The sequence below is a fragment of the Streptomyces sp. NPDC054783 genome (genome assembly GCF_053611725.1).
Window position 1 is genome coordinate 318,876 of sequence record NZ_JBSHAY010000003.1, and the last position, 11,054, is coordinate 329,929.

Sequence of the window (11,054 nt, forward strand, 5' to 3'; positions counted from 1 at the left end):
CAACGGTTCGGTATCAGGTGAGCTGAGTGGTCCTGACCAGCGTGAGCACCACCACGACGGCGAGTACGACCGCACAGGTGCCGTACTGGACGAGCGTCCTCCGCCGGCGCGGGGCGTGGACCATGGCGTACCCGGTGACGACACCGGCGACCAGGCCGCCGATGTGGGCCTGCCAGGCGATGTTCGCCCAGGTGAAGGTGATGATGAGGTTGATCACCAGCAGGGCGATGAGCGGGCGCATGTCGTAGTTGAGCCGGCGCATCAGTACGGCGGTCGCGCCGAAGAGGCCGAAGATCGCTCCGGAGGCGCCGAGGGAGGGCTGGTTGGGTGCGGCGAGCAGATAGGTGAGGGCGCTGCCGGCGAGACCCGAGACGAAGTAGAGGGCGAGATAGCGGGCGCGGCCGAGGGCGGCTTCCAGGGGGCCGCCGATCCACCACAGGCTGAGCATGTTGAAGAGGATGTGGGCGTAGCCGCCGTGCAGGAACATCGCGGTCAGCAGGCGGTAGTACTGGCCCTGAGCGATGCCCTGCACCCCGGGGAGCAGGGGGGCGTAGGCCTGTCCGATCAGTTCGAACCGGTTGGTGAAGCGATCACCTACGGCGATCTGCACCAGGAACACGGCGAGGTTGATGCCGATCAGCACCTTGGTGAGCAGCCGCGGGTCGGCCGTGACCGTGCCGCCGGCGACCGTGCGGGGCCGGGACGCCGTCGGCGCGTGGCCGGTGCCGCTGCCGCCGCGCACGCATTCGGGGCACTGGAAGCCGACCGAGGCGCTGACCATGCACTCGGGGCAGATGGGGCGCTCGCAGCGGGTGCAGCGCACACCGGTCTCACGGTCCGGGTGCCGGTAGCACACGGGCACGCGGTGGGCGGCGTTCTGCGTGCTGCCTTCGGCGTGGTCCATCGGTTCCCCTTGTTCGTCGTGGGACTGCCCCCGGCAATGCCCCGCCCCACTCATCCTTGGTACGGACGAGCGGGGCGATTGGTTCCCTGCGGGACGTTCCGGTGTGCCCCGGTGGGACGTGACGGCGTTTCCCTGCGGGGTGTCCGGGAAGCGGTGGGCTCAGCCCTCGCGCTTCTCGACGACGACCTCGTTGATCACGACGTCGTTCGCCGGACGGTCGTTGCGGCCGGTGGGCAGGGCGGCGATGGCGTCGACGACCTTCTGGCTGGCCGGGTCGGTGACCTCGCCGAAGATGGTGTGCTTGCGGTTCAGCCACGTCGTCGGGGCGACGGTGATGAAGAACTGCGAGCCGTTGGTGCCGGGGCCGGCGTTGGCCATGGCCAGCAGGTACGGCTTGTTGAAGGACAGATCCGGGTGGAACTCGTCCCCGAACTTGTAGCCGGGGCCGCCGATGCCGCTGCCCAGCGGGTCGCCGCCCTGGATCATGAAGCCGCTGATGACACGGTGGAAGATCGTGCCGTTGTAGAGCGGCGCCTTGCCCTTCTGACCCGTGCCGGGGTGGGTCCACTCGCGCTCACCCTGCGCCAGCTCGACGAAGTTCCTGACCGTTTCCGGCGCGTGGTTCGGGAAAAGCTGGACCACGATGTCGCCGTGGTTGGTCTTCAGGGTGGCGTAAAGCTGCTCAGCCACGATCTGCCTTCCGTTGTCTTTCTGTGACTCCCCGATCCTCGCACGGTCGGACCCGTACGTCGCCCGGCAGGCATGAGTTCCGCCCGGAAGGCAGCGCTCGGCGGCAATTCGTGGCAGTGTCGACGACAGGATCGAGTTGTCGGGATTACCCAGAATCGCGCCGAAGGGAGGAATCGGCACCCATATGCCCGCCCGCGCATGCCGCGCGGGCCGTTGGCAGGCATGATCCGTAAAAGGGTGGAAAGTCGAAATACCGTACGCCACCGAGGAGGAGGAACCCGTGACCCGCATCGACAGCGTGCGCGCCGCGACCGGCTCGGCGAAGGACAGCGTGCTGCACGCCGCGGAAGTGGTGGCGCCCTACGCCGACACGGCCAAGGAGCGTGCCGCGCTCTATGCGCAGGAGGCACGCGTACGGCTGGCGCCCGTGGTGTCGCAGGCCGCCGAACAGGCCCGTGTGCAGTACGACGCCCGGCTCGCCCCGCGTCTGGAGCAGGCTCGTGCGCATGTACCGCCGAGGGTGGACCTGGCCGCGCAGGAGGCGGCCGTCCGCGCCCGTAAGGCTGCCCGGCAGGCTGCCGAGTACTCACGCCAGGCTGCCGAGTACTCGCGTCCGAGGATCGAGCAGGCCGTGGCAGCGACCGCTCCGGTCCGCGAGGAGGTCGCCGCGCGTGGCGCAGCCGCCCTGGCCGCACTGCGTGGCCAGGTCTCGGCGGAGGAGATCCAGAAGCTGGCCCGCCGGCACGAGCGTCGGTGCCGGGCAGGCCGCGCCATGAAGGCGCTGGCGCTGCTGACCGTGCTGGCCGGTGGTGCCTTCGCGGCCTGGAAGTGGTGGGACAAGCAGGCCAACCCCGACTGGCTGGTCGAACCGCCGGCCGCGACGGAGGTACCGGAGTCGGGCGGCCGGCTCAGCTCGGTGGATGGCAGCGGCACCTCACCCCTGGACCCCGAGGTCCAGGCGAAGCAGGCCGAGGAGGACGCCGCGGACGAGGACGAGGACGACCAGTAGTAGCCCGGCCGGAGGGCAGCAGCAGACACGATCACCTACCGTCGGCCGTCAAACGGGCCGTGGGTCAGCCGGGTTGACCGCCCGCTGCCCACGGCCCGTTTCACGTGAAACCACCCGGCCGTCCGTGGGCGAGGCCCAACAAGGCAGGGGACAACCGGACTTCGTCCTCCGTCAACCCGGTGGCCGGACAGGAGACGCCGGCGTCGCCCCCCACCTCGCCGACGACAACCTGCCCGCTACCGTCCGGGGGAGGCCCCCTCCGCACCGGGTCCGGCCGGCATCCGGCCGGGCCCTTGTCCGGCCGGGCCCATGTCCGCCGCGATCGCCGACCCGAGCCCTCACTCGTCGAACCGGTCGAGCAGCGCCCCCCTTCCCCGTGTGACCGCCCCGCCACTGTGCGTACGAACAGCGGCCTGAGCATGAAGAATGCCTCCCGGCCTTGCGTTTCCGCAGGTCGGGAGGCATTTCGGGGTGGAGCCTAGGGGAGTCGAACCCCTGACATCCGCCATGCAAAGACGGCGCTCTACCAACTGAGCTAAGGCCCCGGGAAGCAGCGGCCCGTCCGGAGGAACCGCGTTCCGGTGGGTGCCGCAGACCAGAGTACCGGGTCACCCCCGGTATCCCGCAAAAAGATTGGGGGTCCCCGCGAATGACCACGCTCCGTAAGATGCTCGACGTGGTTCGCTACAGCGAACCACGCGGTTTTAGGGGAAGCGATGGGGAGACGCAATGGACGCCGCACAGCAGGAAGCCACCGCGAGAGCGCGGGAGCTGCAGCGGAACTGGTACGGGGAGCCGTTGGGGGCGCTCTTCCGTAAGCTCATCGACGATCTCGGGCTCAACCAGGCCCGTCTCGCGGCGGTCCTGGGGCTGTCCGCTCCGATGCTCTCGCAGCTGATGAGCGGGCAGCGCGCGAAGATCGGCAATCCTGCCGTGGTCCAGCGGGTGCAGCTGCTGCAGGAACTGGCGGCGCAGGTCGCGGACGGCAGTGTGAGCGCCGCCGAGGCGACCGAGCGCATGGACGAGATCAAGAAGTCTCAGGGGGGCTCCGTGCTCAGCAACACCACCCAGACCACGAGCAATTCTGGGGCGCCGACGGTCAAGCGGGTGGTCCGCGAGATCCAGTCCCTGCTGCGCTCGGTGGCCGCCGCGGGCGACATCATCGACGCCGCGGACAGCCTCGCGCCGAGCCATCCGGAGCTGGCGGAGTTCCTCCGCGTCTACGGCGCCGGCCGCACCTCCGACGCCGTCGCGCACTACCAGTCCCACCAGAACTAGGTTCCACGGCCGGGTCCGGTTCACGGAGGGGGTCCGTGGGCCGGGCCGGCCCCGAGCCCGGCGAGGGGGGCGCCCGTGCGCGGGGGGCCGGGTGTCGGTCCAGGGGGGTGGACCGTCCTCGACGTGGAGCGGGGTCGTATCGCTCGTCACGGGGGAGACCAGGGGGGAACCTGGCGGGAAAGCGGGGGGAATCGGGGAACAAGGGGCAGGGGGACCGGCACCGGTCCCGGGGGAGGAGCGATGGGCTGCCATGGGTGAGGTGTTCGCCGGCCGGTACGAGCTGGCCGACCCGATCGGACGCGGGGGCGTGGGCGCCGTATGGCGTGCCTGGGACCACCGCCGACGGCGCTATGTGGCCGCCAAGGTGCTCCAGCAGCGTGACGCCCACTCCCTGCTGCGCTTCGTGCGGGAGCAGGCCCTGCGGATCGACCACCCCCATGTCCTCGCTCCGGCCAGCTGGGCCGCCGACGACGACAAGGTGCTCTTCACCATGGACCTGGTGGCCGGCGGCTCCCTGGTCCACCTCGTCGGCGACTACGGCCCGCTGCCGCCGGCGTTCGTGTGCACCCTCCTCGACCAGCTGCTGTCCGGTCTCGCCGCCGTGCACGCCGAGGGCGTCATCCACCGGGACATCAAGCCCGCCAACGTCCTTCTCGAGGCCACCGGGACCGGCCGGCCGCGGCTGCGGCTGTCCGACTTCGGCATCGCCATGCGGCTGGGCGAGCCCCGGCTGACGGAGACCAACCTCGTGGTGGGGACGCCCGGTTACCTCGCCCCCGAGCAGATGCTCGGCGCCGAACCCGACTTTCCCGCCGACCTGTTCGCCGTGGGTCTGGTCGCGCTGTATCTGCTCGAAGGCGCCAAGCCTGACGCCAAGGCGCTCGTGCAGTACTTCGTGGAGCATGGGACGCCCGGCCCGCCCAAGGGCATCCCGGAACCGCTCTGGCAGGTCGTGTCCGGTCTGCTCCAGCCCGACCCGGCCGCGCGTTTCCGCACCGCCACGGGTGCGCGCAAGGCGCTCGCCTCGGCAGTGGAACTCCTGCCGGAGCCCGAACCCGACGACGAGCTGATCGAGGTCTTCGACCAACTCGGCGCGCTCCCTCCGGAGTTCGGCCCCGACGGTCCCCTCAGGAGGGCCTCCGGAGTCGCCGCGGAACCGACCGAGGACCCGGATACGCGCCCGGCCACGGCTGCAGGCGCCGATGTGGGTGGCGGTGCAGCCGGTGGTGGCAGTGCCGGTGGCGGTACGGAATCGGGTGCCGACGCGGGCACCGGCTCGCTCTCGGACACCGGCAGTTTCCGTCTGCCGCCGCCGCTGGATCCCCCGGCGTCCGTCCAGGATCCCCGGGCCCCCTCCCAAGACCCCCCGGCCTCCGAGCCGTACGCATGGCAGGCACCCCGACATGCCGACGAGCAGGGACCGTACAGCGCGCAGCACGGACCACAGGCCGTGGATCCCTCCCCGTACCCCTCATACACCCAACAGCTCCCGCCCCCCTCGCTCCCTCCTCAACTCCCCTTCCACGAGCCGTACATCGGCCCCCAGGTCCACAGCCCCCACGCCCATCACGCTCCCCGAGCTCCGCACGCCCCCGCCCCCGCCCCCTGGAGCGGCGTACCGTCCCCCGGCGCGAGGGCGGGCGATCCCGTCGATGCCTCCACCGCCGCGTACACCGCTCGGAACGCGCAGGTTCCCGCTCCGGCCCAGCCGATCTCAGGCGCGCCCGTACAAGGGCGGAGAGCACGCCGGGCCAGGCGGAACCGGCGGCCCGGGCCGCCGGCCAAGGTCGCGATCCCGATCGTTCTGCTTGCCCTGGCCTGCTACGCCGTGGGTTTCTGGGCGTTGACCCGCGTCTGAGCCGGCTGGGTCCGCTGGGCCCGCCGTGCCGTCACCGTCCAGCCGGCGAGCACCAGCAGCAGCGCCGTCCCCAGGCCGATTCCGCCGATCGCGACGAGCCTCATCACCGGGTCGTCCCCGCCCCCGGTGCTCCCGGTGAGCGCCGCCTGCCGGTCCAGCTCCGTGACCGTGAACACCTCCCCCGGCACGGGCCGGCCGGCGTACTCCGGGCCGGCGTGCGCCCGCCCGGCCACCCGGACCCGCAGGGTCACCCCGAAGGGTCCCCGCCCGAACGTGCCGGCCAGCTGCTCGCTGAGATGCAGCACCAGGTAGTAGTCGCCGGCGAAGCGGACGGAGGTCACCCCGGCGGGGACGGCGTAGCGGTTGGCGTACTCCACCGGCGGGAGCGGGGCGAGTACGGCGGGCTTCTGCGTGCCGGTGTAGCCGAGGGCGGCGTCCTCGACATAGCCGCGGACGGGGTTGTAGAGGGAGACGTTCAGGGCGCCGCCGACATAGCCGTGCCCGGTGGCGCTGCCCAGTTCGGCGGAGGCGTGGAGCTGTCGCCCCCAGTCGACCGGCACCTTGTAGAACCGTGTCTCGCCGGGCACGAGGGACGTCCGCCAGACCCCTTGGCCCAGCGGGCTCGCGGAGGCGAAACCGGCGCCGCCGGAACGGTCGCGGGGCTCACCGGTGAGCGGCTCGGGCGTGGCGGAGTCCCAGGCCTGCGGCGCCGTGGTGGACCCGGCCCGCGCCGTACGCGGTTCCGTGGCGGGCGCGATCTCCAGGTCCCAGCGCTGCGTGGGGGCGGCCGTACCGGCGCCCTGGGCGTCGAGGCGCCGGACGACCACGTAGTACGTCCCCCTGCCCTGGCACACCGACTTGCCGGACTCCCGCTGTCCCAGCGCGGTGACCGGGCGCGGGCTGAGCCCGGCGCCGAAGCGGGCGCCGGCGAAGGAGCAGGGCGTGCCGGTGGCGTCCTGGACCGACACGCTGATGCCGTCGGTGGCGGAGACCGTGGCGTCGGCCGGGGGTACGGCGGTGACGGGGACGTAGGCCGTGTCGGTGGCCCCGAGTTCGAGGCGGTAGTAGAGCCTGCCGTTCCTCGGGAGGGAGCTGCGGTAGGTACGGCCCGCGTCCAGCCGTGGTGCCGTCGCGGTGCCCGTCGCACCCTCGACGCTCCGGGCGCCGGGCGAGAAGGCGTACGGCTCCGGCGGCCCGCTCCCGGCGGTGGTCGCGTTCCCGTACGCGGACGCGGGTGCCGTTCCGCCCGTCAGGACCAGCAGCGCGCACAGCCCCGGCAGCAGGGCCGTCCGCAGGGCGCCGGAGACCGCCCGGCGACCGTACCGCCGCCACCACGCCGTACGCCGCCCTCGCTCCCGCACGTGCCGTCCTCCCCTAGTCGTACCGGCCCGCGCTCCATCCTGCCCCGTGCGCCCCTGCGCCATCCGGGCAATGCGGACGGCCGTCCGAAACGCCCGGCAACGCCCGGCAAGGCCCGGTGGCGCACGGTCCGGCGGCTACAGCACCCCGCGAGCCCCCGCAACACGACAGGCGGGATCGCGGACAGCACAAAGCCCCGACCGCGAAGGGCGGTCGGGGCCTGTTTCAGATTCTGGTATCGGCACTCACGAACCCGTGGGCACGGAGTCAGTCGCCTCCGTCCACAGATCCTGCTCGGCGCGATCCGCCTGGATCTGGCGGTACACGAGGAGCCCGCCGATGGCGGCCAGTGCGACCAGGAGCAGCTTCTTCACCGCGCGACCTCGTCTTTCCTTGACGTAGGGGACCTCTGGCGCCCGACTATACACACCGACCGATACCGATCGGTGACCTGCGTGAGGCCCCAACTCCCGCCTCCGGCAGCGCAATATGCCAGGTCCGGCGCCATTCCGATCGGAGGGTGATCACACCCCCACGGACGGTTAGTTTGCTCCCCCTTCGCTCACTCTCACCTGGTTTTGTGGTTTTCCGACCCTCTTACGGCCATCCGAGTGGTGTTCATCGGAACATCGACGCGCCACGGGCGTCGGTCCAACACTTCGCGGCCCACATACACATCATGAGCAAAGTACGCAAATCGCCCAACCCGAAAGTGAGGGGCCATGACCCAGAACAAGGTCATGAAGCTGTGGACCGCTCTCGTCACCGCTTTTCTCGCGCTGTGCACGGCGCTCGGACTCGTCGCCACCACGACCGCCACGACCGCGGCGGCCGCACCCCGGCCCGAGGGCCCCAGCACCGGCACCGCGCACAGGACCATCCCGACGATCCCGGCACCACGGCACTGGGCCTGGTCCCATGCCAGCGCCCTGCCCCCCACGATGAAACAGCGCATCCGGGCCGAGGCCCACGGTAAGTCCCCCAGCTGCCGGCACCGTCCCCTCACCGACACCCAGGCGGAGACCACGACCACCCCCGAAGGGCCCTCGGCCGCTCAGCTCGACTGCTGAGCTCCCGCTCCCACGCAGCACCGCAACGTCTCGACCGCACGGCGACTTGCGTACGCACCAGTCGACACGAAAAGACCCCCGGCCGGGTTCGGCCGGGGGTCTCGCGCTGTTGTCGGAGGTATGCCGGGTGTAGGGGGTGTATGACCTGGGAGGATGACCCGACGACACCCCGGAAAGGTGGTGAGTGCTGCCGTGACCCGGCGCGTCACCGTTGTCACCGCTGTCCACGGCCCGTCCGCGCGCTTCCTGCCGGACGCCTACGCGTCCCTGGGCGAGCAGCGGCTTCCCGGTGGCTGGGAGTGGGAGTGGGTGATCCAGCAGGACGGTACGACGGACGAGGTCCGCCCGTACGTCCCGCACGACACGCGCGTGAGCTTCGCCCAGGGCCGGCCGGGCGGCCCGGGAATCGCCCGCACGATCGCGCTGGCGCGCGCCGGGGGCGCGTACGTCAAGGTCCTGGACGCCGACGACCGGCTCACACCGGGCGCGCTGGGCCGCGATGTGGCCGTTCTGGAGGCTCAGCGCAGCGTCGGCTGGACGACGTCCCGGGCCCTCGACCTGCTGCCGGACGGCTCGACGGTGGGCTTCCCCGGCGATCCGGACGACGGCCCGCTCGAACGCGGTGTGGTGCTCGATCACTGGAAGCGGAACGACTTCCGCGCACCGGTCCATCCGGCGACCCTGTGCGTCCGGCGCGAGCTGCTTCTCGCGCTCGGCGGCTGGATGGCCCTGCCGGCGTCCGAGGACACGGGCCTGCTGCTGGCGCTGGACGCGGTGAGCCGCGGCTGGTTCTCCGCGGAGGCCGGCCTGCTGTACCGCAAGTGGGAGGGCCAGGTCACGGGCCGGGCGTCCCACGTCGACCCCGTCGAGCGCACGGCCCGGATGGCGGTCGCCGAGGCCCGGGCCCGGGCACTGGCCGACTTCGAGTGGTCCTACCCGGCCGGGCCGACCGCCACGCCGTCCACCGCGTGAGTCACGTCCTGAGGGCTGACCGGGTCCCTGCTCCGGGTCCCCGCTCCGTGAGCACGATCGCCTGCGAGGGGCACCTCTCGGCCGCCTCCTGGACCTGCGGGTCGTCGGCGGACCCCTCCCGGCCGGGCCGTACGACGCCGTAGCCGTCCTCGAACGCGAACACGCCCGGCGCCCGGTGTGCGCACTCGGCAGAGCCGTAGCACAGGGCACGGTCGACGGAGACCTTCATGTGTCCTCCAGCTCTGGACGGTGGCTTCCTGGACGTCAATGCCCGGCGAACCGCTCACTGAATCAGCCCTGTTCACGCCATCGCCTGCCGGATCAGCCCCATTCCCGTGGACCGGCCCCCGGTGCGCGCGGCCGCTCGCTGAACTGGTCCTGCTGCCACCGCCGATCGCGCACCGGCCTGTGCGCCCGGCCGCTCGCCGAACCGGTCCGTTCCCGCTACCGCTCCCCGCCCGCTACCGAGAGCCAGTGGGCCACCCGGCGGACCGTGGGTTCGTCGAGCAGGTCGGCCATCGTCCGCACCGCCTCGCCGTCCTCGGTGCTCAGGTCGTACAGGCCCGCCTTGCTCAGGCCGGCCATGAGCACCTGGTGCCGGCGGTCCGTCATGCGTTCCGCGAGCTTGGCCGGTTCACCGGTGCCCGGCGCGGACCGGCCGGCCACCTCGGCCGGAGCGGGAGCGGACACCTTGCCGGCCGGGGTGTCGAAGAGGTGCCAGGCGCCGTCCCTGGGCCCCCACAGCGCGACCGTCACCTCCTCGCCGCGCGCCCGCACGGTCTGGGTCATGTCTCCGACGGCGTACTGCACGGGAGCCCGGTCGGGGGACTCCGCGCCTACCGTCCAGGAGTCCTGGGACGGCATGTGGAACATCGCGACCCAGCGCGGAGCACCGGGCGGTTGCGGGCACGGGGGACGTTTGTGCATGTCACTCACCCCTTCGGGAACGGGACGCTCACCTTCGGGAACAGCCACCGACGGGCACCGTATCTGACGGTCAGTCAGATATCCAGGGCATGCCGGGCCCGCAGCCGCGCTTCTGGCCTCTTCACGGCCGACGTGACACCCTGCCCGCACCCAGGACCAGGGTGCGATGTCGTCCCGGACGAGGGAGGCCGAGGATGAGCGAACGGGAAGAAGCGGCGGCCGGAGCGGTCACGGAGGAGGCCGAGGCGCCGCACAGCCTCCGGGCCGAGGTACTGCGCAGGCTCCACGGGGCCCGCGCGCACAGCGCCAACGACCGTGCGGTAGCCGCGTGCCGGTACGCCGGTGTCGGCCAGGACGCGGCCGAGATCGTCCCGAGGGACCCCGTCGGCCGGGCCGCCAACGCGCTGCGACTGTCGGCCGACTCGCTCGCCGCGCTCACCGCGTCCGCCCCCGACCCCGCCGCGGACGCCCGCTGCGCCCGCAATGCCGCCGCCACCGCGGCGCTGGCCGCCCAGGTGGCCGCGGCACGGGGCAACCGCGGCGCGACCGCAGCCACGGGCTCACTCGCATCCGGCATGACCTCCTTGGCCTCCGCCGCCCTGCGCGCGGCGCTGGCGGCGTCCCAGGCCGCCGCTCTCGCGGCCGGAGGCAGTGCGCGAGGGCAGGACGCGGCTCTGAACGCCTCCGCCGAGGAGGCCGAACGCCACGCCGTGGCCACGGCCCGCGCGGCCGGATGGCTCGAGGTGAACACAGCGGCCGACTGAAACAGGGCCGCGGCGCCCACGTGTCCGACATCGCCCGCTGTTTCGCCTGAGCGGTGTTTCACGTGAAACGTCACCCGGCCCACTCGGCACACACCACCCCCTGCCCGTCCGGCACCGGTCCCTCCCCTCGTGGGGACCGGTGCCGGACGGTGCAGAGGTGTCGATCGGTGCCGCGTCGGCTCGGTACCGATCGAAGAATGGAACCGGTTCTCAAGGCTCACGG

At 72.1% G+C, this 11,054-nt stretch carries 12 protein-coding genes and 1 tRNA gene; 6 read left to right on the top strand and 7 right to left on the bottom strand.

Going from position 1 to position 11,054, the window contains the following annotated elements; all coding sequences use genetic code 11:
• Positions 1-13: 13 nt before the first annotated feature.
• Positions 14-904, bottom strand: coding sequence for a rhomboid family intramembrane serine protease (locus ACWGJ5_RS08365; RefSeq protein ID WP_453308971.1), 891 nt, complete (start codon positions 902-904; stop codon positions 14-16).
• Between the two features lie 159 nt (positions 905-1,063).
• Positions 1,064-1,594 (bottom strand): peptidylprolyl isomerase, encoded by a 531-nt coding sequence (locus ACWGJ5_RS08370; protein WP_453308972.1) that lies wholly within the window; start codon positions 1,592-1,594, stop codon positions 1,064-1,066.
• 280 nt (positions 1,595-1,874) lie between these two features.
• Between ACWGJ5_RS08370 and ACWGJ5_RS08375 the strand changes: the two genes are divergently transcribed.
• Positions 1,875-2,603, top strand: coding sequence for a DUF5324 family protein (locus ACWGJ5_RS08375; RefSeq protein WP_453308973.1), 729 nt, complete (start codon positions 1,875-1,877; stop codon positions 2,601-2,603).
• 472 nt (positions 2,604-3,075) lie between these two features.
• Here the strand turns inward: ACWGJ5_RS08375 and ACWGJ5_RS08380 are convergent.
• A tRNA-Ala gene (locus ACWGJ5_RS08380) sits at positions 3,076-3,148 on the bottom strand.
• Positions 3,149-3,332: 184 nt separating this feature from the next.
• Between ACWGJ5_RS08380 and ACWGJ5_RS08385 the strand changes: the two genes are divergently transcribed.
• Positions 3,333-3,881 (top strand): helix-turn-helix domain-containing protein, encoded by a 549-nt coding sequence (locus tag ACWGJ5_RS08385; RefSeq protein ID WP_385318966.1) that lies wholly within the window; start codon positions 3,333-3,335, stop codon positions 3,879-3,881.
• A 250-nt stretch (positions 3,882-4,131) separates the two neighbouring features.
• Complete coding sequence (locus tag ACWGJ5_RS08390; RefSeq protein WP_453308974.1) at positions 4,132-5,739, top strand: serine/threonine-protein kinase; 1,608 nt, start codon at positions 4,132-4,134, stop codon at positions 5,737-5,739.
• Here ACWGJ5_RS08390 and ACWGJ5_RS08395 read toward each other — a convergent pair.
• Positions 5,703-7,100 (bottom strand): hypothetical protein, encoded by a 1,398-nt coding sequence (locus ACWGJ5_RS08395; protein WP_453308975.1) that lies wholly within the window; start codon positions 7,098-7,100, stop codon positions 5,703-5,705. The genes ACWGJ5_RS08390 and ACWGJ5_RS08395 overlap by 37 nt on opposite strands.
• A 243-nt stretch (positions 7,101-7,343) precedes the next feature.
• Positions 7,344-7,472: a DLW-39 family protein gene (locus ACWGJ5_RS08400; protein WP_003999697.1), complete on the bottom strand. Its 129-nt coding sequence runs from the start codon at positions 7,470-7,472 to the stop codon at positions 7,344-7,346.
• Positions 7,473-7,820: 348 nt separating this feature from the next.
• Between ACWGJ5_RS08400 and ACWGJ5_RS08405 the strand changes: the two genes are divergently transcribed.
• Positions 7,821-8,168, top strand: a complete 348-nt coding sequence (locus ACWGJ5_RS08405; protein WP_453308976.1) for a DUF6344 domain-containing protein — start codon at positions 7,821-7,823, stop codon at positions 8,166-8,168.
• A 153-nt stretch (positions 8,169-8,321) separates the two neighbouring features.
• Entirely contained in the window at positions 8,322-9,140 is an 819-nt protein-coding gene (locus ACWGJ5_RS08410; protein ID WP_453308977.1) for a glycosyltransferase family 2 protein, read from the top strand.
• Between the two features lies 1 nt (position 9,141).
• Here ACWGJ5_RS08410 and ACWGJ5_RS08415 read toward each other — a convergent pair whose 3' ends face one another.
• Positions 9,142-9,369 carry a ferredoxin gene (locus ACWGJ5_RS08415; RefSeq protein WP_453308978.1) on the bottom strand — a complete coding sequence of 76 codons (228 nt, stop codon included), beginning with the start codon at positions 9,367-9,369 and terminating at the stop codon, positions 9,142-9,144.
• A 215-nt stretch (positions 9,370-9,584) separates the two neighbouring features.
• Positions 9,585-10,067 (bottom strand): hypothetical protein, encoded by a 483-nt coding sequence (locus ACWGJ5_RS08420; RefSeq protein WP_453308979.1) that lies wholly within the window; start codon positions 10,065-10,067, stop codon positions 9,585-9,587.
• Between the two features lie 194 nt (positions 10,068-10,261).
• Here ACWGJ5_RS08420 and ACWGJ5_RS08425 point away from each other — a divergent pair, with 194 nt between their 5' ends.
• The gene (locus ACWGJ5_RS08425; RefSeq protein WP_453308980.1) at positions 10,262-10,831 is read left to right on the top strand and encodes a hypothetical protein; all 570 of its coding nucleotides are present in this window, start codon (positions 10,262-10,264) and stop codon (positions 10,829-10,831) included.
• Positions 10,832-11,054: the final 223 nt, after the last annotated feature.